This is a genomic window from Paenibacillus sp. CB74 (assembly GCF_055687625.1).
The window spans coordinates 4230419-4255246 of record NZ_CM146009.1; the positions used below are offsets into that span (position 1 = coordinate 4230419).

Annotated in this window: 21 protein-coding genes; 7 read left to right on the forward strand and 14 right to left on the reverse strand. The window is 40.7% G+C overall.

Annotation, left to right across the window (positions count from 1 at the left end):
- Positions 1-173 precede the first annotated feature (173 nt).
- Positions 174-1217: a 2,3-butanediol dehydrogenase gene (locus ACX9NY_RS18800; protein ID WP_472474351.1), complete on the reverse strand. Its 1044-nt coding sequence runs from the start codon at positions 1215-1217 to the stop codon at positions 174-176.
- Positions 1218-1333: 116 nt separating this feature from the next.
- On the opposite strand from ACX9NY_RS18800, the gene ACX9NY_RS18805 reads away from it, so the two are divergent.
- Positions 1334-2245 (forward strand): LysR family transcriptional regulator, encoded by a 912-nt coding sequence (locus ACX9NY_RS18805; RefSeq protein ID WP_472474353.1) that lies wholly within the window; start codon positions 1334-1336, stop codon positions 2243-2245.
- A 176-nt stretch (positions 2246-2421) separates the two neighbouring features.
- Here ACX9NY_RS18805 and ACX9NY_RS18810 read toward each other — a convergent pair whose 3' ends face one another.
- The gene (locus tag ACX9NY_RS18810; RefSeq protein WP_472474355.1) at positions 2422-4176 is read right to left on the reverse strand and encodes a methyl-accepting chemotaxis protein; all 1755 of its coding nucleotides are present in this window, start codon (positions 4174-4176) and stop codon (positions 2422-2424) included.
- A gap of 295 nt (positions 4177-4471) precedes the next feature.
- On the opposite strand from ACX9NY_RS18810, the gene ACX9NY_RS18815 reads away from it, so the two are divergent.
- The 3 genes from ACX9NY_RS18815 (at position 4472) to ACX9NY_RS18825 (ending at position 6275) form a co-directional block, all read left to right on the forward strand.
- Positions 4472-4819, forward strand: coding sequence for a winged helix-turn-helix transcriptional regulator (locus tag ACX9NY_RS18815; RefSeq protein ID WP_339239823.1), 348 nt, complete (start codon positions 4472-4474; stop codon positions 4817-4819).
- Positions 4820-4974: 155 nt separating this feature from the next.
- Positions 4975-5316, forward strand: coding sequence for an antibiotic biosynthesis monooxygenase (locus ACX9NY_RS18820; protein ID WP_472474357.1), 342 nt, complete (start codon positions 4975-4977; stop codon positions 5314-5316).
- A gap of 68 nt (positions 5317-5384) precedes the next feature.
- Entirely contained in the window at positions 5385-6275 is an 891-nt protein-coding gene (locus ACX9NY_RS18825; protein WP_472474359.1) for an SDR family oxidoreductase, read from the forward strand.
- 274 nt (positions 6276-6549) lie between these two features.
- Here ACX9NY_RS18825 and ACX9NY_RS18830 read toward each other — a convergent pair whose 3' ends face one another.
- Positions 6550-7902: an amino acid permease gene (locus tag ACX9NY_RS18830; RefSeq protein ID WP_472474361.1), complete on the reverse strand. Its 1353-nt coding sequence runs from the start codon at positions 7900-7902 to the stop codon at positions 6550-6552.
- A 422-nt stretch (positions 7903-8324) separates the two neighbouring features.
- Complete coding sequence (locus tag ACX9NY_RS18835; RefSeq protein WP_472474363.1) at positions 8325-8780, reverse strand: GNAT family N-acetyltransferase; 456 nt, start codon at positions 8778-8780, stop codon at positions 8325-8327.
- 180 nt (positions 8781-8960) lie between these two features.
- Between ACX9NY_RS18835 and ACX9NY_RS18840 the strand changes: the two genes are divergently transcribed.
- Together ACX9NY_RS18840 and ACX9NY_RS18845 are read left to right on the forward strand one after the other, a co-directional pair.
- On the forward strand, positions 8961-9536 hold the full coding sequence (locus ACX9NY_RS18840) for a GNAT family N-acetyltransferase (protein ID WP_472474365.1): 576 nt from the start codon (positions 8961-8963) through the stop codon (positions 9534-9536).
- The gene (locus ACX9NY_RS18845) at positions 9533-9880 is read left to right on the forward strand and encodes a DUF1801 domain-containing protein (protein ID WP_472474367.1); all 348 of its coding nucleotides are present in this window, start codon (positions 9533-9535) and stop codon (positions 9878-9880) included. The genes ACX9NY_RS18840 and ACX9NY_RS18845 overlap by 4 nt, the downstream gene beginning before the upstream one ends.
- A gap of 631 nt (positions 9881-10511) precedes the next feature.
- On the opposite strand, the gene ACX9NY_RS18850 is transcribed toward ACX9NY_RS18845, so the two are convergent.
- From ACX9NY_RS18850 to ACX9NY_RS18880, 7 genes are all read right to left on the reverse strand, one after another.
- Positions 10512-11816, reverse strand: a complete 1305-nt coding sequence (locus ACX9NY_RS18850; protein WP_472474369.1) for a DUF1963 domain-containing protein — start codon at positions 11814-11816, stop codon at positions 10512-10514.
- Between the two features lie 150 nt (positions 11817-11966).
- Complete coding sequence (locus tag ACX9NY_RS18855; protein ID WP_339239805.1) at positions 11967-13142, reverse strand: alanyl-tRNA editing protein; 1176 nt, start codon at positions 13140-13142, stop codon at positions 11967-11969.
- 500 nt (positions 13143-13642) lie between these two features.
- On the reverse strand, positions 13643-14698 hold the full coding sequence (locus tag ACX9NY_RS18860) for a hypothetical protein (RefSeq protein WP_339259001.1): 1056 nt from the start codon (positions 14696-14698) through the stop codon (positions 13643-13645).
- Positions 14699-15213: 515 nt separating this feature from the next.
- Complete coding sequence (locus ACX9NY_RS18865; RefSeq protein ID WP_472474372.1) at positions 15214-17088, reverse strand: TniQ family protein; 1875 nt, start codon at positions 17086-17088, stop codon at positions 15214-15216.
- Between the two features lie 114 nt (positions 17089-17202).
- Positions 17203-18963 (reverse strand): TniQ family protein, encoded by a 1761-nt coding sequence (locus ACX9NY_RS18870; RefSeq protein WP_472474374.1) that lies wholly within the window; start codon positions 18961-18963, stop codon positions 17203-17205.
- 44 nt (positions 18964-19007) lie between these two features.
- Positions 19008-20000, reverse strand: a complete 993-nt coding sequence (locus tag ACX9NY_RS18875) for a DGQHR domain-containing protein (RefSeq protein WP_472474376.1) — start codon at positions 19998-20000, stop codon at positions 19008-19010.
- A gap of 38 nt (positions 20001-20038) precedes the next feature.
- The gene (locus tag ACX9NY_RS18880) at positions 20039-20431 is read right to left on the reverse strand and encodes a hypothetical protein (RefSeq protein WP_472474378.1); all 393 of its coding nucleotides are present in this window, start codon (positions 20429-20431) and stop codon (positions 20039-20041) included.
- 128 nt (positions 20432-20559) lie between these two features.
- On the opposite strand from ACX9NY_RS18880, the gene ACX9NY_RS18885 reads away from it, so the two are divergent.
- Positions 20560-20886, forward strand: a complete 327-nt coding sequence (locus ACX9NY_RS18885; RefSeq protein ID WP_472474380.1) for a helix-turn-helix transcriptional regulator — start codon at positions 20560-20562, stop codon at positions 20884-20886.
- A gap of 44 nt (positions 20887-20930) precedes the next feature.
- On the opposite strand, the gene ACX9NY_RS18890 is transcribed toward ACX9NY_RS18885, so the two are convergent.
- From ACX9NY_RS18890 to ACX9NY_RS18900, 3 genes are read right to left on the reverse strand one after another with little or no spacing between them, the layout of a single operon-like run.
- Positions 20931-21866 (reverse strand): TniB family NTP-binding protein, encoded by a 936-nt coding sequence (locus tag ACX9NY_RS18890; RefSeq protein WP_472474382.1) that lies wholly within the window; start codon positions 21864-21866, stop codon positions 20931-20933.
- Positions 21853-23952 (reverse strand): transposase, encoded by a 2100-nt coding sequence (locus ACX9NY_RS18895; protein ID WP_472474384.1) that lies wholly within the window; start codon positions 23950-23952, stop codon positions 21853-21855. The genes ACX9NY_RS18890 and ACX9NY_RS18895 overlap by 14 nt, the downstream gene beginning before the upstream one ends.
- On the reverse strand, positions 23949-24710 hold the full coding sequence (locus tag ACX9NY_RS18900) for a TnsA endonuclease N-terminal domain-containing protein (RefSeq protein ID WP_472474386.1): 762 nt from the start codon (positions 24708-24710) through the stop codon (positions 23949-23951). The genes ACX9NY_RS18895 and ACX9NY_RS18900 overlap by 4 nt, the downstream gene beginning before the upstream one ends.
- Positions 24711-24828 lie beyond the last annotated feature (118 nt).

Here is a 24828-nt window from a genome sequence, read left to right on the forward strand (position 1 = left end):
ATCAGCAGAATTGATTCATAAAGAGTAGCTAGTGAAAGATGACTGTTCTACTTGAATAACGTGGAAAAGACCATTCATGCGGATGAACGGTCTTTTCCACGATTTATAATTTATACTTCAATTACGTTGATATGAAAATCTATCCTTGTTAGTGAGAAGTTAGCGAAAATTCTTTAGCCGCCAATCTCCACCAAAATCTTCGCATGGCTCTTGTCGCTCATCAACAGCTCGAGCCCTTCCTGCACGATGTCGTCCAGTTTAATTTTCTTGGTGATGACCTGTTTCACATCAAGCGATCCTTCCGCAATCAATGAAATCACTTCAGGGAAAATGTGGCGATAGGCCAGCGTTGCTGTCAGGTTCGCTTCCTTCACCAAAAGATCGAAGAAGTTCACTTGAAGCGGGTTCGGAATTGCTGCAATGACGACAACTTCTCCACCTTTTTTGACAACTGCAACGGCACTGTCCATGGTTGGTTGTACTCCCGCTGCTTCATAAGCCACATCGATGCCACCCGATTGTTGCAAAATCACTTCGGTTGCATTAACTTTGGTACTATTCACCGGAATCGCTCCCAGCTTGGCTGCCAAGGCCAAACGTTCCTCAAATACATCGACTGCATAGATTTCAGAAGCGCCTGCCGCTTTGGCAGACAGTATGGTCAATAATCCAATTGGACCGGCTCCGTACACGGCAACCTTGTTGCCCACTTTCAATTTGCTGTGTCGAACCGCATGAAAAGCTACTGCCGTAGGCTCTACGAGGGCCCCTTCTTCGAATGTTACGTTATCCGGGATGGGATGAACCATGTAAGCTTCAACAATAACATACTCCGCAAAACCACCATCACCATTCAGTCCAACGAATCCAAATTGAGTACATTGGTTGTAACGACCCTGGATACAGTACTCACAAGTTCCACAGTGGTACAATGGCTCTACCACGACTCGATCCCCTACATTGATACCGCTTACATTACTCCCCAATTCACTCACGGTTCCTGCAAATTCATGACCCAATGTCAGCGGTGCTTTCTGTCCTGAGAGCGGATGATTCTCGCCTTCTTGAATGCCCACACCATGATGATAAGCATGCAAGTCACTGCCGCAGATCCCCGCATATTCCACTTTGATTTGGACTTGTCCTGCTCCAGCAACCGGAACCTCGCGATCTTCAACACGAACATCTTTATGGGCGTACCATACTGCTGCTTTCATGAAGTTCATCCCCTTTATATGATTGTCTATATATTATATCGCTGTTCATGTATTATTCATATTTATAGATACTAATGTTAACATTAGTTGTATTAATGCTAAACGGAGATGAACTCATGAATCTTGAACAGCTCGAATATGTCGTTGAAATTGCGAAAACCCAATCCTTCTCCGCCGCCTCGGAGCATCTGCATGTCACACAATCGGCGATCAGCCAATCGGTTCATCGTCTGGAGAAAGAAATGGGGATCATCCTGTTCGAACGCTCGCGGCAGGGAACTCATCCCACGCCTGAAGGCAAACAATTCATAGCCAAGGCACTGGACATTTTACAGCGGATTGATGAATTGAAATCCCTGAACGCAGAAGCCTCCTCTCTTAGCGGTGAGCTTCATGTGGCTACTTTTCCAAGTGTCATGCCCTATCTTGTCCAGTCTGCTGCAGATATGAAGCGTGAGCACCCGCAACTTAACATCTCCATTGAAGAGAAAGGGTCCATGGAAATTATCGAGGATATTCGGAATAACAAAACCCATCTGGGCTTTATCGCGATCTATGCCAAGCAATTGCGGGAATTCGATGGGCTTCACTTCAGTCCCATGTACTCGGGCAAGCTTGTGCTATGTACCCATCACCTGTCTGAACTTGCCAAGCACAGCCGTGTTTCACCTGATCAATTAAAAGAATACAAGCTGGCACTCTATCGAGACGGTTTCATCGAAGACTTTATCAAGGAATTCACCTATGATCATGGATCTCTGTCCATTCTGTTCAAAACAAATAATTCAGAAGCCATCAACATGGTGTTACGTAACGATATTGCCGCCACGATTGGTCACGACTTCTCCTTTCACCAACATCCACTGTGGAAAGAAGGCATCGTGAAGATGGTGGAGATCGCGGGAATTGATCAACCGAAAATGCAAATTGGCTTCGTACAGACGGAATCCAAGGAGGCCGCCGTAGCTGCAGAACGATTCGCCCGACGCTTCAGACAGGCGATAGAGCTGGATCATCTATCAAAGTGATATGAAAAACAAAAAGTGCTCCACGCCTCTGAAGGAAGTTTGGGATACACACCAACTTCTCCAGGAACGGAGCACTTTTTTATACCTTACATCGTTACACTGACTATACAACAGACCAGTTTTTTTCTGCTGCCTCTTACGTAAACTATGGCTACAGCATACTCCAACTACAAAAACTATACTTTTACTTTACGCACGGCTTCGCTCATCTCGTTGGTCTGCTGCTCCAGCATGGTGGAAGTCTGCGCCACCCTGTTGAACATGGCCGACTGTTCACGCATCAAGCGATAGATTTCATCCGAATGATCCGAGACCCCGGCTGAGATCTGCGAGATCGTATTGACGGAGGCTGCGGCCTCTTCCGATCCTGCCGAGATTTCCTCTGCCGCAGCGGAGACTTCTTGAATGCGATGAGTCACCAGTTGGAATGCATCAACCACATGGGCGAAGGCTTGCTCCGCTTCTGCGGTAATCGTAACACCTTGTCCAATCTCCTGCGCGGTAACCCCCATCTGTGAGCCAATCTGCTGTGATTCTTGTTGAATGCGAAGCAGCAAGTCGGAGATCCGTTCCATAGATGTGCTTGAGGCTTCAGCCAGCTTGCGAACTTCATCCGCCACAACCGCAAAACCTTTGCCATGTTCTCCTGCATGAGCTGCCTCAATGGATGCATTAAGTGCAAGCAGCTTCGTCTGACTCGCAAAATCACGAACCGTGTGCAAGGCACCACCAATCTCCTGGGAATAGTTGTTCAGCACCTGAACCATCGTTACAACTTCACCTGAGACATGTGAGATGCTCTCCATCTGTGTTTTCATCAATGTCATGCTCTGTTTACCGGACTCTGCTGTAGCAAGCGCACTTGTTGCTGCATCCGATACGATCATGGAGGATTCGGAAATGTCCGTTATGCCTTTGGCAATCTCCTCCATCGCATTCGCACTATCGCTCGCGCCCTGCTTCTGCGTATACGCCCCTTGCCTGATCTGTTCGACTGACTGATCAACCGTCTTGCTCATCTCAATCATCTCTTCGGTACTGCGATTAAATTCCTTCGTTGATTCCGATAAAATATTGGTGGTTACTGCCACGCCTTCAACCATGTTACTCACGATCTTGTTCAAGTTGCCGGACATATGTATCATTGCTTGATATGTGGTTCCAATCTCATCTTTGCTTTTCAGACGGTAAGACGTCAAAATTTGGTTGGCTTCTGCAAGCTCACCCTGCGCCATTTTTTCCACACTCGCCTTCAGCGGTTGAAGTGGTCGCAGCCCCCTTACGATAAACGTCATGACAACAGCAATACCTATAAGGGTAATTAGTAGCAATAAGGCATAGAAGGGAATACTGGATTTCATGATATCCGATTCAATGTTTCCGATCACCGATACCGCCGTATCGATACCAATTACACCTGTTACAGTGCCATTACTATCGAGCATAGGAGCGTAAGAGGAAATATAGTTGCCATAATCCTCATTATTAATAATTGAAGAACTGGCTGGTTGCCCCTGCAACAGCTTCTGGACAGCCTCCTGAGGGACATCCGTGACTTCATTAATCGGTGAAGCTTTATCCGCATCCTTCATACCGTCCACCATAATAAGTGGGGTACCTTTGTCATCTATTTTGACGAAATAGACATACATTGCACCAATCCTTACACGAAAATCATCCAGTTCATCACGAATCTTCAAGAATGCGTCATTCTCTTTGGGATCCTTGGCAAACTCGGCATAAGATGCTGTATCCAGCTGATTCACATAACTCTGAGCAATTTGGATATTGTAACTCGAAATGGCCTCCTGTGCAGCCAGTTTCATATTGGCCACCTGTAACAGCATGCTGCCAACAGCTATAATCGTCATGGCCAGTGTAACGACTGCAACAATGCGTACAACCAAACGTTTTCTAAAAAAACCGATCATCCGCTCCTCTTCCTCTCCCGTGAACCCAAGCCTTTTTGACTAGACGCTACCCAAAAAACGCATGCTTGAAGCACTAAGTATGGGAAAATAGTAAACGAATATGTCGAATTAGGCAAGAAAATATTGGGTTGAAATAAAAACGCTATCATGGTTGTGGTAGCTTTGGTCGATGGAACTGCATTTAGGCTTAAATGAGTTATGTTTATTCAGTATTAGGAGTGTTGTGTAGGAAGGTTGATTGAATCAACACATGTACTATAATAATCGAAACTAAAAGAGGGATGGTGTTTCTCAATTGAAAACTTTTTATTGTGATCTGGAAATTACCTTGGATGTCATTGGCGGAAAGTGGAGACCTCTTATTCTGTATTATTTATTAAAAGGTCCTAAACGGACCGGTGAATTGAAAAGACTCATGCCAACCATTTCTCAGAAAATGTTAGTCCAGTCATTACGGGAGTTGGAGGGTGATAATCTAGTTATAAGAACAATGTACAATCAGGTACCACCAAAAGTGGAATATTCAATATCAGAAATGGGTATGTCACTTGAACCCACTCTGCGAGCTCTTTGTGAATGGGGTCAGAATTATGCAGAGAAGACATTGAGCAAGGATGAATATCAGAGAATAAATGTAGAATAGAGTAATTTCAAAATCAATTTATGATCTGATTCATCACAATTATCACTTTTTGGTTACTATATAACCAAAAAGTACGTACTATTTTAAAAGTGCTACATGGTACATAATGAGCCTTGTAATATAAAGAAAATAAAAGAATTGAGGAGTGTGTAACGATGTCAACAACCAACAAACAAGTTGTTCTCAATATCCGTTTCAAAATTAAGCCCGGTAAGAAAGAAACTTTCCGCGACAATCTATTCGCGATGATTAGCCATTTCAAAAGTGAACCCACTTTTGTTAATGCGATCGTCTCCGATGATCTTGATCATTCTGATGATCTGGTGATCTATGAAATCTGGCAAGGAACAAGAGAAAGTTGGATTCAAGATGAACTTACTAAACCTTATCGTGCTGAGTATGAAGGTGCGCTTACCAACCTCATTGATGATAGAATCGTAAGCTGGCTTGAACCAGTCGGTGAATGGGGTAGTACACTGACGAATGTAAGACGGTAAGTTTTCAAGATGAGCATGTGAAACAAAATATTTTCATGTATTTATAGACGTTCAAAGGAGTTGTAAATATGGGGAAAATACTTATTACTGGAGCAACAGGTAATCTTGGTAGCAGAACGCTAGAACTTCTTCTCAAAAAAGTTCCGTCAAATCAGGTCGCTATGTTAGTCCGTAATCCGGAATCTGATAAAGTGGCAAGATTGATTAAAGAAGGTGTGGAAGCCCACCAAGGCGACTATTTTGATTATAACTCTCTTCTACGAGCTTTCGATGGTGTTGAAAAAGTGATGCTCATTTCCGCGGTAGCATTTACCGATCGCAATACACAACATTTCAACGTCATCACTGCTGCAAAGCAGGCTGGGGTTAAGCAAGTGATCTTCACGTCGATCATACGAAAAGAAAATTCAAATCTAATTTTGCCCGAAGTAACGATGTCAGATTTATTCGCTGAACAAACGCTTAAAGCATCCGGATTAGACTATACAATCCTGCGGAATCCACCATATCTTGAAGTCATAAATTCGTTCTCTGGAGATGCACTTAAATTTGGAAGTGTGCGAGTACCAAAGGGTTCCGGTAAAGTATCCGCTGCATCTCTGGATGATTTGGCGGCAGCCAACGTAGCCGTTCTCACCGAAAACGGGCACGAAAATAAGTCATATACTCTAAGTGGCAGTGAGGGAAGCTCTTTCGAAGATATCGCTGCAGCCCTCTCGGAGATTAGTGAAATCAATATCCCTTATGAGGCAATTAGCGAAACCGACTATATAGACACTATGGTAGCGAATGGCTTACCTGTGCATATGACTGATTTCTTATTAGGTTGGATGCGGGCAATCAACACTGGAGAATTCTCGGAAACGTCTGGAGATCTTGAACGTCTGATTGGCCGAAAACCAATGTCATATAAGGAATTCTTTAAAATCAAATCTCCGTTTTCTAAAGTTGAAGATTGAAAGCTGACATATTATGGTACTTAAACAAAAAGGGCGAAGCATAATCTAGTACGCTTTGGTGAAATCGCCGCAAAGTACTCCCCCCCTTGGGAAAAGCTACCCAAAGATTAGATATATGTCTAATGAGTAATAGGAAAGTGTTAATGTCCATTCTAGCAATCGGTTCTGGTTATAGAACAATATATTCGCTCAAAGTGTATAAAATAGGGACTGCTAAAAGCAGTCCCTATTTTACTTATAAAGTTTTCTCATTAATGATGACTACCCATTCATACTAAACTGTTCGTCCATTCGTCCTCCTGAATCGAATCAGGGACCAGATGATTAGCAACGCAAGCACGGCAAGACAGATGCTAATGCTGAACCGGTTACCTTCATCGAACACAAACATCACCGCAATCACACTGAGACATAGTACCACCACTCCGGTGACGTAAGGGAAACCCCAAACTTTGAAGGTCGGTTCAACCGGATATCTCTTCCGCAGTTTTAACTGTGATGAGGCAATACAGATCCACACAAGGATGACCACAAAGCCCGGAACTGCGAGCAATACGCGGAACAGTTGATCCTGCGCGAACAGACCAAGCATGGAACCTCCGAGCAAGACAACCGCGCACACCAGCAAGGTATTAACCGGGCTTCCGTTACGATTTGTCTGTGATAATGCCTTCGGAGCTTCACCACCCACTGCCATGGAATGCATCATCCGGGATGCACCGTAGATCCCTGAATTCGCAGCGGACAGAACTGCCGTCACCAAAATAAAGTTCATAATGTGTGCTGCTCCTGGTAGTCCCGTTGAGGCGAGCACCTGTACAAACGGACTGCTCTCCGGCCCAATCTCATTCCATGGGATGAGACCACAGATGATGAGAATCGGCAAGGTGAAGAACAGAATAATTCGAAGCATGAAATTGCCCACGATTTTTGGCATCACTTTTTCTGCATTTTCCGTCTCCGTCAGAGTCAGACCAATCAGCTCCGATCCCCCATAAGAGAACATGACCACAAGCAGTGCCGAGAAGATCGATGACCAATCGTTGGGGAAGAACCCGCCTGCTTGTGTATAATTTTGCAGATAAGGGGTGTTATCACTTGGAATAATGCCAAAGATCAACCCTGCACCCAGGAAGATAAAAATGATAATCATGGCAATTTTGATCCCGGCCAGCCAGAACTCAAATTCCCCGAACACACCCACACTGAGCAGATTAACAAGTATAATGAACGCCGCACACGCCAGACTCAGCATCCACAGCGGTACTTCTGTAAACCAATACTGCAAAAAGCTCCCGGCGGCAATCACCTCAATAACACATACCGATAACCATAGGAAGCAATACATCCATCCCATAACAAAGGAAACTCTGCTACCGAATGCTTCCTGCACGAAGTCTTTCATATTCTTGTTTTTATACACCGTAGCCATCTCCGCCATCGCGGCCATAACCACTAGCAGCAATAATCCGGCAAAAATGTACGTGACAATAACGCCCGGACCTGCGAGTCCGATCGTCTCTGCGCTGCCTTTGAAAATCCCTGTACCAATCACACCGCCCATAGCCATAAAACTGATGTGTCTTGGTTTAAGCTTCTTCTGTAGTGTTCCTTCTGTCTGAGCCAATTCAAATCCTCCTGATGTAAAAAACGTCTGTAATACTGTCTTGTTCCATAGACATAATGTCCAGTATACCCTATTGTCCAGCAATCAGCCCAGAAGTTCCTTATGGCCAATTCATCCCAAGCATATTTGGACATAACCTATGTTTTATACCCCACAATGGCACAAAGCAATCTGTATACAATCTAGGTAAGCACCACAGCAATTATAGGACATAACACCAAGACGGCAAACAGCGGATTCATCTAATCTAGCCACCAATATATCATCCACAGCTCCCTCCACCCTTTTCATAGCATGGTCTATGTTACATCATTGCGTGTATTCTACTCTTTTTCCAACTTTAAAAATGTACGATATGTTGCAAAATAAATAAAAACCAGCATCCTGTACAAACAGAATGCTGATTTCTCATGCGAATCCATTTAGATTGTTTTCGTCATAAATGCGCTGTTCGGGTCCAATATATAGTCCGCGAATGGTTCGCAATATTCGAATCCGAAATCTTCATACAGCTTCCTTGCCGGGATAAATGAATCCATTGAACCCGTCTCCAGACTAATTCGTTTATAGCCACGTTCTGTGGCAACCTCCATAATGTGAGCCAAAATTTTTCTCGCTACGCCTTTTCTCAAGTGGGCCGAAGCCGTACGCATCGACTTCAATTCGGCATGTTCCGAATTAAGTTCCTTGATAGCCCCGCAACCGAGCAAGTCGTCGCCTTCCCATGCACACCAGAATGTAATTTCAGGCTTCTTGAGTCCATCCAGATTCAACGCATGAATACTCTCTGGAGGCGAATCCGCTGCCATCCCTTGCAAGTGCTCCGCGATTAATGCCTTCACTTGTACTCCACTCAAATCATCCACTTTGATCTCCAAAACATATCACTCCTGCTGACATTTTTATTGGTTCTATCACTGAATGCATTTCGATTAATTCATCTTACTACCGTGTTAGGTTTCATGACAAGAGGCCACTTATATGCAATAAAATGTTCTATTGTGATCCATCTGTAATTTCCAGTATGATGAGGCTATCAGATGTAAAAGGAGAACCCTATGACACTAACAACGGATAACCTGTTTTATAGCACACGATTGAAAATGACACCCCCACGTGCTGAAGATGTGCAGACCATGCTGCAATGGAACGAAGACCCGGAATATCTACGGAATGTGGATACTGATCTTGCCATTCCCTATTCAGAGAAACAGTTGGAAGATGAGGGCGAGACTAAGAACAAGGAAGTGTACTTCAGACTTCGCACGCATGAAGAGGATACGCTGATTGGTTTTGTCGTCATTCATAGCATTGAATGGAACAACCGCTGCGGACAGCTTGCCATTGGCATCGGACTTGCGGAACATCGCAACAAGGGATATGGCACGGAAGCGTTGAATCTTATTTTACGATATGCATTCCACGAGATGAATCTGGACCGGGTTGGTCTCGATGTCATCGCCTACAATGCCAAAGCGATTCGCTCCTATGAGAAGGTTGGTTTTCAATTGGAAGGTCGGGCACGTTCAGCAGTATATCGTGATGGCAAACGTTACGACCGCTTAATGATGGGAATCCTGAGAGCAGAATGGGAAACACACAATCAGATCCATACGGAGGGTGAACATGCATGACCAAGAATGTAGAAGTTACTGCGTTTATTGAACAGATTCAGATCCCCTGGCAAGTACAGGTCGCTGAACAATTGCGACAAATGGTGCATGATACCATCCCAGACGTGCAGGAACGCGTGCAATACAAGAAACCTCATTTTTTGAAAAACGGAAGTTACGCTGCGGTCATCTCTCCATCCAAACAAGCCGTATCCTTCACGATCTTTCATGCAACCGGACTTGATCTACCCGATGGCATATTTGAAGGCCCGGAAGAACGCAAAACGATCAAGCTCAAGGAAAAAGATACGCCGGATTATGAGTGGTTGTCTGGTTTGTTAAAGCAGGCATCTGCGGAATTGTAGACGGATGTATTGAACAGGAGCATACGCTCGCAGTAGGAGTAACTTAGGTGTTATTATGCTGGCGGCTAGTGTGGGGCTAGTGTGTATGAGTAGTAATTGCGCGGGCGGTGTGTATGAGGTGAGTTTAGGTTCGGGTTCGGGTTCGGGTTCGGGTTCGGGCCAAGCGCTAACGAATCGGACACACCTTATATCGCAGTTATACAGCCATATGAAATTCTAACGAATCTCAGCAGTCTTATTACAGACAAAACCTCTGATTTGCTTCGAAAACACCTGGCATAAGAAGCAATAACGTGGCTACGATTCGTTAGAATTCTACAGTGCTGCAAAATCGCCTAATAAGACGTGCTGGGTTCGTTACATTGTGTGCGTACGACAAAGCTGCCCAAGCACGCAGAAAAACCGCCCATTCTCTCACTGCTGACTAAATAACTAACATAAAAAAGGCTAATTGGAGCAGATAGCCCCCTTGTATCCTGGGCAGAGCAAGCAAAAAGGCATCCATGAAGTTCAAGAACTTACGGGATGCCTTATATAGTCATAGTATGATTGCAACTGTCCACTCTCTTACAACCGAATCGGTCCTGTAGTACTATAGATGTGTTAATGGCTTATAATCATAGCTTCCACCTCAAGATTGCTGGTACGATACGGCGGTCATCTGACACGGCTCACATATGAACATGTAATACATGCCCTCACCATATTCCTCAACCTCGCCCCAATCCAGTTGTGCGACAGCCTTCATTCTCGCGGAACAGCATGGACATGGTGGATACTCCGCATCCTGAACCCAACCCGGATGGCCCCCGATCTGAGATAGCGACGGCTCCATCCCCCACTCACTGGCATGGAAGGCATGACGCGATGCATTCGCAATCCTAAACTGCCGGCCGACATCCGGTGCAAGTTCACCATAGTCTTCCAGGTCAATCTCATCCATTCCCATAGGCATGACATTATGTGAACTCCATAACGGTTCCCCGGCTGCGTCCAGTTCCATGTAAACCACGCCATAACTGCTGCATATCACACAAGTCTGGATCTGAAGTCGCTCAGCATGCCAAGACACATCCCGCAGTGCCGGATGCTTAACATCCAGATTAATTAAGGACGTTAATGCACTACCACACCATGGACAACCTTGAGCGCTCGGGGTCAGCATCAATAGCGAATCTTCGGATATTGCCATTTTAGTTGCTTCATTTACTGTTGCTTTATAGAGTGAATAACTTGGGGTGGTGAATAATTCTCTGCGCTGCCCGTCATTCGTAAGCTCCCATCCTGCTTCAGTGGTGTAATTCTCAGGTGCCACGTACAATTCGCTCGCCCAGGATGGCGGAGATTGTCTCCATTGCCGGAACTGCTGCACGACAACATCATCCCCGATATGGGCCAGCATGAGCAATATGTGGTTCCGATTCTCATCATCGGTATTCACCTGCTGCAAGAGTCGATCTCGCACTGCTACCGGAGCACTCTTATACAAAATCGCAGGATAATAGATCTCCTGCTCCAGCAGCTCAGGAATTTCGTTGGTCAACGATATATCATGGTAACAAACGAGATATATCAGAATGTCTTTGCCGTTATCTTCATCACCTGTACGAATCCGTTGCATCGCGTAATCCTTCATCTGATCCTGTTGCTCTGCAGACAAGGACAGATATACCTCTTCCTTGGATTTTTCATAGGGCACATAACGAATTAATGGGTCGCGAACCTGAGGTTCATGCATGATTTTCAATACTTCGACCGGGTCTGTGATACCTGCATACACGTTCACGTCACGTCGATTCGCTTCAATGTATCTCTGGCGCTCCTCGCGCTCCATCTCCTGCTTGCAAGGCATGCAAAACCCACCTGTTCTGGCAGCCGTTGTTGGCAAAATGGTGTTTGCACATGCCTCCCGTATACACGGAATTCGTTCTGTCATCTTCCAACCTCCTTCAACGATTGCCAATCGTTCAACTCATGTAACCAGTAACCCATGTCCCTTCGATATCCATGGAAAACACGCCACAATGTGACGTGCTTGTCCCACTCATATTTCAATACTGCCTGTTTCGTATCTGCAAAATACAGATCAGTGATGTCCCAACTGGTCCTTGGTGAATTCGTAAAAGGCAAGCGCGTCTTCACTGCTGGCAAAGCCGGCCTGAGCCATTTTCTCACTGCCGCCACCTTTGCCCTGGTAGGCACCAAGATTGCCTTTGAAGAAAGGTCCGCAAGCCCATTCAGGCGGCTGTCCGTTCTGTGCCAGAACAACTTTCGCCTCGGAGATACTGGCAAAGAGTACGAGGCCTTCATGGTCTGTCGTCAATTTGGTAGCCAGGCTCTGCATATCCTTGAGCGATTTGTCTTCAAAGACCTGAGCAATCACCAGCCCTTCGCGAGCAGCCAGAAGTTGCTCCGCATAGTAGGCATCATTGGTTGTTTTCACTGCATTCAGCTCAGTTTGCAGCTGTTTTTGCTCCAGTTCCATTTTCTCAATGCGCTCCAATAATTCGTCCTTGCTGGTCTTTAATTTAACCATAATGCTATTGAGCACATGTTGTGTGGATGTGAATTCATTCAGCGCCCTTGTTCCACATTTGAAATAAATACGGGTACCGCCCTTCACTTTTTCGGTCTTTAACAGTTTGATGATGCCGATCTCACCTGTCGCCGACACATGGGTTCCACCGCAGGCGTTATACTCCACACCTTCGATCTCGACGATACGAATGTCTTCCGTTACCGTAGGTTGCTTCACCAGCGGCAATTGTGCAGCCTCTTCTGCCGTAACCCAGGACGTGTTGATGCGAGCATTACGATAGATCTGACGATTCACCTCTTGTTCAATGATGGTCAATTGATCCGCTCCCAACTCAGCAGCCACATCAATCGTGTCATACTCCGTACCGAGATGGAAACTGAGCGTCATCGCTTCAGCCACTTTCAACGTCATTGCCGATAACAAATGCTGCCCCGTATGCTGCTGCATATGATCGAATCTTCGCGCCCAATCCAGCTCGCACTGTACCTCGCTCTGTTCAGGAGCACGTTCCAGCTTATGCCATACCTCTCCGTCTTCGATGTTTACATCCAGTACAGCAATGCCGCCAATTTGTCCCACATCACAAGGTTGTCCACCCCCATGCGGGTAAAAAGCAGTCTCCGCCAGCGTGACATATACTCCATCTTCCTTGTCTACTTTGCCAGTAATTGTTGTATGCCACTCTCTTGTATAAGCAGAGTCATAATAGATTTTTTGAGTCATTGAATCATCCAGATCCCTTCTCATTCATATAGATACCACTTTTGTTGCCCGTTTGACATATCGCATTACGCATCATTAGAACCCTTATATCTGCTCTCAAGCTTACACTATTTAACATTATCAAGCCAATAACACTAGAGTAACAGTGAGATACAGCTCATAAGCCTATTCAGCATGCTGAGCGTTGTCCTAGCCATTGTCTAGGGAAGTGTAGTCTTAGGATTGGAAGCGGGCTGTACTCGGTTTATTAAACATGGTTATGTATGGGGTATTCAAGCGTGTAGAGAACAGGACATTCGGAAGGAAATTGGAGGCTCATTAGTTGATACGAAGGGGAGCTAAGTCCGCTTTCTCTGACTCCCCCTTTAGTTGTAGCTAATAAATCGCTAGCTGTGTATTGTCTACATTAAACATTAAATCAGACAACTTTTTTAAAGGTTTATGGCTATACTTTACACGCATCACAGATCCCTATACCTCATACTGCACCTCTGTATACATTATAGATAATAATGACTCAGGAGCTTTTCATCGATCTCCACACTTTCCAACTTTGAAATTAAGTCGCTTAACGCATCCTCTTCTATAGTCTTGATTTTTTTCAGTTTTTCAATGATAGAAGTTATACTGGTGGCGTTCTCATTTTTGTTATATATTATAGCCAAATTTCTTAAAATTTTTGAATCCGATTCGATTTCAGAATATATTTTTATAAGCTCGTCAGCATCGTCCAAATAATGATGTTCTTTCAAATAATCTAATCTATCCAACATCACACGCTTATGCTCCCACATGGTATGAAAGATTCGTATATCAATCTTTTCCCTTGATGTACTAACTTGATCACTTAAATATTGAACAATATGATCATAGATGGATAATCCAAAGATCCAATTAGAAGGAGTGCTCATAGAACGATAATGATAAGATGAATTGAGACTAAACCTTAGCTCCTTCAAAGATCTAATAATCAATTTTAGATCAAAATGATAATTATGCTCTGGGTTATACGATAATAAACATACATATTCTCTATTTTTTGTTTTATCACAATTGTTAAAAGCGACTAGAAGCTCTTCAAAGCCTACCTCATATTCTCCGAATATAACATCTGAATTATAGCCTGATACATAAAATTTTAAAGTCTCTTTGTTATAACCGAAAATTAACATTTCATGCGGCAAAGCATATTTTTTATACGCCTTTTTATGGGCAATATAACTTTCATCCACATACAAATGAATATATTGATTTTGATCAATAGAATCACAAATAAAGCTGATGATGCCCCCCATATATTTTTCCAAAAAACGTTGGTTGATCTTTTGATAGTTAATGAGAGGACAACTCATAAAGAAATCATACCAAGGCAAGTTAGATGTATAAAACGAAAAGAATTTCCCTTCTGGAAAGTTTCCAGCACAAATCAATTGAATATAATTACTGTAAAACCAAGCCTCCGATTGTTTATGCTGCATTACAATTGAGAGTGGATAGGCATTACATAGGTAACCATGTACAGAAGGTCTTATCATTGGCAGTTTTATATCGCTCATAACTTCTACCTCCGTATTATTTTTTTTCAAAAACTATAAGCTTCCTCCGTCAGATACGGATGTGAGAAATCTGATCACTTGTGCAGACTCCATACTCCTATAAGTATATGAATTATCACCTGTAATTTCCAGATAGAGTTTATTATAGAAGTTTTCAATAAGCTCATTTAGGTTGACTATGTACTCTTTACAACGGAGGAGCTGTCTCAAAAGGAATTCACCCTCGCTCCAATTGCTAACGAACCCAACACAGATTCATTACCACAAAAAAACACAGCAAAGAGGATGTCCCCCGTCATATTCATGACTTATGGACATCCTCTTCGTAGAAACACTCTATAATTGTTAATTTTATTTTATTGTGGCGGTAAAAATCATTAATATGATGAATATTTTATAGTCTTTTTGTCGGTAACTTTATAGTATAATGTCGTTTTTCATCACTAGTCTTCTTTAGCTTAATAAAAGAACAAATAAGCAGCTCGTTAATAAATTGCCGCAATATCTTGAAGAAATTATTTTCTCCTATATCTTTTCTTTAACTCATTAAATACGTTGCTTACCTTTTTATGAGTTCTAATGTATTTCTTGGGAACTCCGCTTATTTCAACAACATTTTCATAGGTTGGATAATCCCCATGATTTGTTATAAGAATTACGGCTTCTTTAATGCGCTCTATTCGCTCCTCCTCTACTTTGTCATTCATTCGCGCTTTCTGTAACTGTTTCTGTTCCTCAATCCATTCCAATAGCTCAGGAAACAACTTTTTAACAGTTTTTTTAGTAGTCTCTAAATACTTGTAAAGATAGATGTCTGCTATAATCTCATCTTTGGCAATTTGATTGTTAATATAAGCCTCTGCTCTTTGTCTTATCACAGCAACATCCGATATTCCTTTTCTCACCTGATTATGATTAATAGCTATTTCTTTATTCTTGAATTTCCCCTTCTTATAATTCACTCGCGACCTTTTCTCATTTTTCATTGTGAACATATACAATTGAACTTCGGGATTAAAGAAATTCCGAAAAAAATCTTTTTGGCCCCAACCAAACATTTTTCGTGCTCTAGCAATATCTGACTTATTATTATCTCTATTTAGGGCCATGAAATAGTCTATTGGTTTTTCTATAATCATTTTAGGCTCCTTATTCCTCTGAGGTAAAATACCTTGGGAAGAAAAATACATGCTGTACTTGAGAACTGTGTATTGTGTGGTATTTAGAAGAGAAGCAATATCTTTCGCATATTCCCCTTTAATCAACAACGGCAGAATCTGATCCCCTGCACGTAAAAAGGATTCACTGCACTCTGTCCATTTGTTTTCTTCTTTAATGAAACCATATTTCACAAAACAAACAGAACACAAATGCACATGAAGATATCGCACACCATTCCATGTTACAGGCGGTTTGTTAGAACGGATCATTGTAGTACTTGTTTGATATGAACTACACCAAGGTGACTGACATAAAGGTGTTTTTTTTGATTGAGCTTGGTATTTTTGGACCGAATCTATGAACTTCTCTGGCAGCTCGGTACTAATAAATTCCGAGAGAGTCACTCCACTCTCATCAATTACTTTCAGTATTTGAGGAAGAGTTGCTTTATAGCCCTCTCCCTTTTGTATATAAGATAAAAATCTGCTTTTAGCGTCATTACTCAGTGTTTTAAGCCTAAACATATAGAAATCGTCTTCTCTTTGATTATAATAATAAAGTAAAAGCAGAGTGAGATATTTGCTTTTATCCTCAACGCCACTTGGATTTAGTTTGGTTTCTAATGTTAAGAGAGTACGCCAGATTTCATACTTCTTTTTTTGATCATTGTAGTAGTTTGTATCGAGAACAAAGTCAGATGATTTCTGCTTAAATAGTTTTTCGCCGCAAGAATAGCATTGCACTTCAACTAAAGATGGATTTATATAAGGCTGATTTTGTTGGCAAGACGGACATTGAGAAGTCAACGGAATACCATGCTTATCACATACTTTTAACTCTTTAATTTGCCAAAGTAAATGATAGCAATTTTTCTCCTTTAAACACATCGGGCAAAAGCAACGATAGGTATGATTGAAAACATTTAAAATAAAACTCCGATAATAATTAGAACTCTGATCTTCTTCATCTAAGAATGTTTCAATTATATTTTCGAGCGAAGCACCTTTGAAATATTTTCTGTCTATTTGAAGCAGAAATGATAATTTTCGTAGATCAGTCACAACTTGAGGATTTAAATCAATATGAGGGCTTCCTGAGTTTTTGATTTGTGCAATCTTTAACAATTGCTCATATCTTATTTTATTTCGGACAGCTGTGCGTAATAAAAAGGATGAGAATGCTTCTCCCTCATATGGTATTGTCTTAATTGTTAATGTCTCTTCTTCCATAAAACACCTCTTTTGAAAATATAATATTTCTAATAATAAACACATCGCTCAAGATGCACAAAGAACCCCTATAAATGAATCGACCTTTACGTCAGTTCATTTATAGGGGTTCTCTCAATTATAGAAGCGTTTTTGTCTGATATAGGTATTGATTTCTGGCGCATAGCTACATAACTGGCTCTGACTATATCCAAGAAGTTGATACACTTCATTCATCTTCATGTGGACGTGCCATTTATCTTCAAAAAAAGTATCTATCTCTGCTTTAAGTGCTCTTATTTTATGCTCATAGAGTAGCTTTTTCTGATGTTGTTTCATGGCATCAATATATTCTTTCAATCCCCATTTGGCTAAGGTTTGCATCGATACTCCAACAGCTTTTAGTAGAACAGGATTAGTTATTTTCTGATTTTTATCCAATAGTTCTTCGCACACTGACATTAATAAACGTACGGTTTCAATTTTATTTTTTCTGGGAGGCCTTGCATTCACTTTCTCTAATATAGCGCGCATGACATGTATATGATATCTATAACAAAAATAATGTTCTTCGGTTTCCCAACAGCCCCACTCTTTTATTTTTGCAATTTTAATCCCATCTTGGATTCCCTTGAGAAAAGCATCTATACGTTCTTGTTCATAGATATAACTACGATCACTTCCTATACCTCTAACTGTAAAATAAGCTCTTACTCTTTTATTTTTAGCTAATGAAAAACCCGTGTAAGTAGCAATTTCTTTCCAAGTTAAATCTTGTATAGGTTGGTCCACCAGTGTCGAATATCCACGGACAAAATCAGAACGTTCTCTAAGTTTGCCTCCATTTATAGCGTATTCACAGCCACATTCATGACAATATACATAGAAATCTAATGCTCGATTTTGATTGTATTTAAATCCACTCTTTGTGGAACGTAATGACCCTGTTTGGGCATATGAACTACACCATAAAGCACTACATGAATAAAGGTTGATATCCGGTTCAACGTTTCGATGACTAATTCGTTCTTTGTAGTCCACTGGCACTTCTAAATTAGAAAGCTCGTTTATTGAAATTTCAGTATGATACAAAAAGTTAAGAATAACGTTAAGATGAATAGATCTTTTGGTGGACATTGTACCTCGAGCATGCTGAAGTAAATTTTTATAGGATATTCCGATTATGTCCCGTTCTAACAACTCAGTAACCTTGGGGTTAAGCGAAGCCACATAGATTATTTTTCGGGCTAAGTCTTTGCTACACATGATTGCCGAATTGAAACGGATGAGTTCCTTCATGATTTTAACTTTGCCAAAACTTTCGTTTATGCACGGCTCTTGGATAATTTTTCCTTCTGCCACCTGACTCGCCAATCTGCTTTTGCAATATGGGCAGAAACCCAGGAGATATATTGAAGAATACATTAGCTGCTTTTTGCATTTCATGCAAGACTGTAATAAAGCTGTTCGATGTTTCTGACAATAATCCATTTCTTGAAATCTCCACAACAATGGATATGTCGCTCTTTCCTCTAGACACTGGGGACAATAAGCTAATGTTTTGCGGATTAACCCTCTCATCACACGACTATCTTCAGGCTTACTACCATCTGAAAACTGTGTCAGTATATTGATAAAACTCATCTGACGCAATACACCCTTGGCTAGAGAAAGATGTTTCTCGAGAAGATTTAAATTGAGTATGTTTTCTGGGACATAATCTAATTTTGAAATATCAGATAAGTGAATGATGGTTGAGGCGCTTCTCCGATAGTGCTTCATGAACCATTCTACTCTTGCTCCATTACCGTGTGCAACACGTATAATGAAGCTACTAAGTGCCTCACCCTCATAAGGTATGACCTTCACAGTTAATGTAAGTTCCAGTCTAACCATGTCTTTCTCCGTTCATTACGTGTAGATTTCAATCGTGTAGAGACTTAAACCAACATCCGATCTGTAAGATCTTCTGCAAGGGCTTTAGACCCCGAAATACCTTTGATATACCTTAGAGGACCATCTGTTGACCAATCTATACCCTTCAATTTTTCAATCCTTTTGGGTATCATCTTATAATCGATACTTCCGTCTTCATTGATACAACTTTCAATGAGATCCGAGCCCGCCATAGATAAAGCATCCAAACAAACTATATGTGTTAATCGCTGTCCCTTATAGTCAATCCACTGCTGATAAAACTTCTCTTTGATTGAATTAAAATATAGCAAAGACAAATGTAATTTGACCTCTTTGGTCAAAGCTGAACATTGAGGTTTCTTTGTCATATACTTCAAGGTCCGATACAAATTCTGAAGCGTAATATGTCTTCCCTTATTTCGTTTACCAACGATACTGCCAATATGATGGAATGGACTATCTCCTCTTACGAGTAATTCCGTTGCAATCCAACTAATATCATCCGATGCTCTAGTCAGATACTTACTTAGAGAGGGAGCAATTCCTTTAGCTTTGGTATTTATAATATTAAACAATTGGATTTCTTCGTCATCATCTAAATAATGAAACGCAACAAATGGAACAGACATATCAGAATTTGTTTCCTGTATATAGCGTTTTATTCCTCCTAATCGATGTTGCCCATCCATTAGTGACGCTTTAGCTTTACAGATGAGACGACCAAACGTTGGGCGTTGCTTATCATATGGTGTAAACTCCCAATTTGAGGATGCATTTAATAATAAAGAGGTGAATAAAGCCTCGTCTCCCTTAGATAAATAAAAAGCAAAGTCATTACATCTTCTAATATCTACTGGACGTTGATATCCCTTCCCTGATGGATCATCATATGACTTCACGTAAGTTAACAAAAAAGAATCATGTGCAGAAAGAGAACTTTGATATGTTATTTTCCCACGTATTTTATTTAAAAGAACATTCTCTATCACGATAGGTCTAGCTAAACTGGAATTCATAGTTGTCATCATACTCCTTGTTGTTTATCCAGGTTCTCCTATAAATTTGAATCAATGATATGTCGGAGATAGGGGATTACATCAATATTTTCGTCATCGCCTGCTACCTTGAACTGATACGATCTAGCAACATTAGCTTCTAAATCCTCCGTATACATAAGACCTACGGTTCTATATCTCTTACGTGAGTTTACGATTGGTAAGGTTAGTTGATCCACGGCAGATATGGCTATGATCTCTTCATGGACCGCACTGATCCACTCATCTCCTCTTAGGTTATGCTCTGCACGCAGCAATTCAAACTGCTCCTCATCCGTTATCAGAATGAAATAAAAATTTTGATAGAAGATGTACTTTTCAATTCTATACACCCTTCGGCAGTTATGCTCATCTATCAAAACAAGGATATTCGCCTTATTGTTATTACTCATATATGGCTACTCCTTTACCGTAAGGAATGAGAAGATCCGTTATTGATTATACCTATATAATAGGTATTTTGTATACCCTTCTTGTTTCATTTTAATTTGGCTATTATTGGGCAAGGGGTGATCATCACATGAATTTCAAAGATACAGGAAACCGAATACAAGAACTTCGAAAGACACGATTTCATAACCGTGTATCTTTTGCTCAAGCTCTTCAAACTTCGGATGAGAATATTAAACGAATTGAGAGTGGTAAAGGTCTACCTAGTATTGACCTCCTTATTAAAATGGCTCTGACTCTAGAAGTAAGTACTGATTATATTTTATTTGGCAATCTTATGAATCCAGATGATGAAGCAAGTACTTCTCTTATCCGTTTACAACAAGAATTAAGCCCTGCCGGCAAAAAAGCCTTACATAAAATTGCTATGGAAATCTATATTCTTGAAAAAGGATAAACAAAAAAACCGCCCCTAAGGCGATCTTTCTGTTAACAAACTTTTTATTTCCGTCTATCTTTTAAAATTTTTCGAATATCATCCTCTGTGATATCCCCTACAACATTCCTCCGAGCCTCAATTAATACAGAACCATTCAAACGCTTTAAGATTTCAAAATCATCAAAATCAGGTTCAAAGACACCAATTAGTTCGAATGCATTCTGTAGTATGGGAACAAGCCAACCTATAAAGCCCAAAGATAGTTTATGTAGTATTTGAGGATACTTCATATTCATATCCGATAGTCCCATGTTTTGATCTAGCCCAAGTTGTTTTTCAATCTCTCGGAGTAAATCTATAAACTGTTCATCGCATGTCTCAAATCTCGGTATATTCCGTGGTGCATACCTTCCAATATGTTGTTCATTTAAGGTGCGCAGCCCTTCGATATCAGGCGTACCTACACAGACCAAACAAACTCCCGCTTGGTTGGACACTCCCTTCACTAGCTCCATACCTTGAGTTCTAGTCGTTAAAGGATACGGTAGTAAATAATCCAACTCATCTAAAATAAGCATCTCTGTTCGATGTTTATGTAATAGATGAAAGGCTCTGTCTTTCACTTCACCTACATCTATATTTTTGCCATACAATTTCACGGCACCCAACCCTTTAATAATATTGTTATAGAGCTCTTTGGGTGTAAATTTATCGGGCATTTCCGTATATACAACAGGTATGATTTCAACTTTGGAACCTTCTTCATCAAAGTAGTGACTTTTTTCTTGTCGTTTAGTGTATCGCTTCACTGACTGCGTCTTTCCGACTCTCGATTTACCCATGAGAAACACGTGCATGGGTGCATTGCTGTTTTCCATCCCGCGCCGCCTAAACATTCTTTTTGAATCAAGTACACTCCATATTCTTTTTACTTCTGGATGTTCAATATATAAATTGATGATGCGATCCTGAAATGCTAAAAATTCATTCGTTTTCAATGACTAGCTCCCCCTTTTCTAATCTAGTATCCAGTTCTTTTACCAATCCTAAAAGTTCATCATCTTCACTCAGTGTGAAATTTTTTCGAGGTTTGATTTTCTTCTTCTCTTGTTCCATACCTAATTTAAGAACTCTAATTTTGCCTTTGTTCGTTTTCTTCATTTCTTCTATTTTCATCAGTAATTCATCTTTAGCTGCTGTCAGGTCCGAATCGCTTGGTATATTACCTCGTAATTTCTTCTTCTTCCGTGCCATACTTGTGAGTAACTTGTATGTTCTTTTTTTCATTCCTATTAGTGTTTCGTAAGTAGGATTAACTGCAAGTACTTTGATGTACTCTTTAGTAAGAACATCCAAGATATAAACATGCGATATATCATCAATATCATATTTCATTTTGTATTTTGTACCGTCATTACGTATTAATCGCTTTAATTCAACATCATTGTAGTACACATTTCCAAAACGTATTCCCTGCCTCGAAAACTGAACTTCTTTATAAGGTAACAATTCAATATGAAAAGTTTCCTCATCTTCTTTATTTATAAAGTCATTCTGCCCCCCGATATCTAACCCCCTCTGATACTGTTTATATGGGGTACAATAGTCATAAGGAAGGGAAGCGTGTACATCATGATGATAAATATCCGTTATATATCGCGTCATAAGTTCAGTAATATCTGACAAGGTGTAAATTGCTTCTTTTGTCGAATCATATTCCCCTCTTGCTTTGGTATTACTTTTGGTTGTTCCCGCCAGACGATGGATAAGTTTTGTGTTCAACGTGCCAAACAATCTTTCTATCGTTCCACCCCAGCGTGGATTAGCCACTGGACGATACATCACTTGAGATTCAAGCGTTTCATTAATGAGTTGCTTGATTTGGTTATTATCAAATTCTTTACCATTATCAAAATATATGATATCTGGTATCCCATAAACTTCCCACTCATGTACAGTTCCGTATGTTTCTTTGACCTGTTTTCTTAAAACTCCGTGCTCAATGGCCTTCCTGACCTTATCCCCCGATGGACTATCAAATGAAATGTGCATACACCAAACACAACGACTGTACACGTCTATCCCTAAAGTGATCCATGGTCTGCCTAAGACCTCGAGTGTACTCTCATCCAGAAGGATAATATCTAACTCTGTATGGTCTATCTCAATGATATGAAGTGATGATTTGGCTTCCGTATTGGAGAAGTTTCCTACAATGGGGTCATAGAGTTGAGCAGCTGCAGTTCCGTCACGCATCCGTAATACAATTTCTTTATCTAATCGATGTATGATGCTATAGACCGTATCGTAACTTAGTACGGGAAGTTTGGCTCGTGCACACCTTATTTCTACAGTGTCTGTAATTTCTCGAATACTTGCTTTCTTTTTCGTAAGATAATCTTGTTCTATGACTAGTTTTAAAATAGCTAAATAACGCTCATCCAAATAGGATTGTATCGTGCATAACACCATTTCCTTCTTCTTTGGATGACAAATCTGAAGAACTTTCATGTCTTTTCTTAGATGTGGGTACCTTACTTTTTCAGATACTAGACCTGACATGCCTAATTGATTAATTTGTTCTTCTTTTTTAAATTTGCTCAAATCTCTTTGCAAGGTACGGGTGGATACTTGAAATTGTGCTGCTATACGACTAATTAATTCTTTCTGGGTAACTCCGTCTAAACTCATTTCTTCATCTTTAAAGTATTTATTGAAATACCTTTCTTGAAATTGAATGACCGCTCTTGGATCATTTCTTTTTACTTTCTCCAGTAATAATAAGGGTTTAATCATTTCATTCTTCCGTCTTATTTTCTCACTTTGTTCATTGGATAATGAATCTATAAACCCTTGAAACTGCATTCTAGATTGAAACTTTTTGCTATCAGAGGGCATTTCAGTATTTTTATGAATCTGCATAAAGCCTTTATCTGTAACCAAACCATAGTAATTCAGCTCCTGGGCTTTTAATTCGCCTGTAAGTGGCTGAACAATGACATTGGGATATTGGATATCTAAAACAATATGTTTTTTCCCATACAACTCAAACTCCTCATTTAACTTTAGCGCTGATCGTTTCACAACTTGTCCCTTTCCTCTGTGGTCATTGATTCCTCTAGTTGTTGGTACGTGCTACCAACTTTAAGTTCACTTTTAATGTTTATTGGCTTAAAAAGATCTACCCAAATTTGATTGGCTGCAATTAAATAATAGATATGAGGAATGATATACCTTCGTTCGCAGATACTCTCAAAACTGTTTGCCAATCGATCCATTGTACAATTCTCCATAAATCGAAGTTTATAAAGTATTTGAGGAATGAGTTCTGCGTAGTGTTTTCTCTTTTTAGTATAGCGAATGATGTTTTTTATATTTTCCGTTACAATCTTATCTGTTGATCTGGGATATATAACAACATAATTCCATTCACGATCTCTGGCATATGCTTTACAAGCTTTATTATGTCTATCGAATCGAGCATAATTTTGGTCATGCACAGTAAGCTCTTTAGCCTTGATTTGATATAGCGTTGGATCATGACCTTGGCGGTATACTAAGACATCAGGAACGTGATGATATACTTTTAATTCCCCATGATCCGTCACTAAAATAGGGACCTCGACAGGTTGAACATAGTATTTAATCGTTTTCGGATCTAGTTCCAAGAAATAGTAAAACAAGCATTCGGTAAGCGATTCATACTCCACTGTTTTATTCATCTTCTGGCTCCGGATGGAACCAATATTAAACGGTACATATCTACTTAAGGTATTATCAACTTTACGTTTCGGGTAATATAGCTGATCAAGCTTGCTCCATTCCTCGTTTGTCCAATCCATTACTTCACCTCACACTTTTATCGTTTTAATTATATAAATATTAGTTTTACTGATTTTTTGCACCAAAATAATAATATAATTAAATTACCTATTTTGTCCATAAAAACTATTTTTTGAA

Coding starts and splice junctions, on each gene's coding strand:
- ACX9NY_RS18885 (WP_472474380.1), top strand. CDS start 20,560: ATGAATTTCAAAGATACAGGAAACCGAATACAAGAACTTCGAAAGACA.
- ACX9NY_RS18820 (WP_472474357.1), top strand. CDS start 4,975: ATGTCAACAACCAACAAACAAGTTGTTCTCAATATCCGTTTCAAAATT.
- ACX9NY_RS18840 (WP_472474365.1), top strand. CDS start 8,961: ATGACACTAACAACGGATAACCTGTTTTATAGCACACGATTGAAAATG.
- ACX9NY_RS18875 (WP_472474376.1), bottom strand. CDS start 20,000: ATGAATTCCAGTTTAGCTAGACCTATCGTGATAGAGAATGTTCTTTTA.
- ACX9NY_RS18880 (WP_472474378.1), bottom strand. CDS start 20,431: ATGAGTAATAACAATAAGGCGAATATCCTTGTTTTGATAGATGAGCAT.
- ACX9NY_RS18810 (WP_472474355.1), bottom strand. CDS start 4,176: ATGATCGGTTTTTTTAGAAAACGTTTGGTTGTACGCATTGTTGCAGTC.
- ACX9NY_RS18850 (WP_472474369.1), bottom strand. CDS start 11,816: ATGACAGAACGAATTCCGTGTATACGGGAGGCATGTGCAAACACCATT.
- ACX9NY_RS18900 (WP_472474386.1), bottom strand. CDS start 24,710: ATGGATTGGACAAACGAGGAATGGAGCAAGCTTGATCAGCTATATTAC.
- ACX9NY_RS18855 (WP_339239805.1), bottom strand. CDS start 13,142: ATGACTCAAAAAATCTATTATGACTCTGCTTATACAAGAGAGTGGCAT.
- ACX9NY_RS18865 (WP_472474372.1), bottom strand. CDS start 17,088: ATGGAAGAAGAGACATTAACAATTAAGACAATACCATATGAGGGAGAA.
- ACX9NY_RS18870 (WP_472474374.1), bottom strand. CDS start 18,963: ATGGTTAGACTGGAACTTACATTAACTGTGAAGGTCATACCTTATGAG.
- ACX9NY_RS18805 (WP_472474353.1), top strand. CDS start 1,334: ATGAATCTTGAACAGCTCGAATATGTCGTTGAAATTGCGAAAACCCAA.
- ACX9NY_RS18860 (WP_339259001.1), bottom strand. CDS start 14,698: ATGAGCGATATAAAACTGCCAATGATAAGACCTTCTGTACATGGTTAC.
- ACX9NY_RS18825 (WP_472474359.1), top strand. CDS start 5,385: ATGGGGAAAATACTTATTACTGGAGCAACAGGTAATCTTGGTAGCAGA.
- ACX9NY_RS18845 (WP_472474367.1), top strand. CDS start 9,533: ATGACCAAGAATGTAGAAGTTACTGCGTTTATTGAACAGATTCAGATC.
- ACX9NY_RS18800 (WP_472474351.1), bottom strand. CDS start 1,217: ATGAAAGCAGCAGTATGGTACGCCCATAAAGATGTTCGTGTTGAAGAT.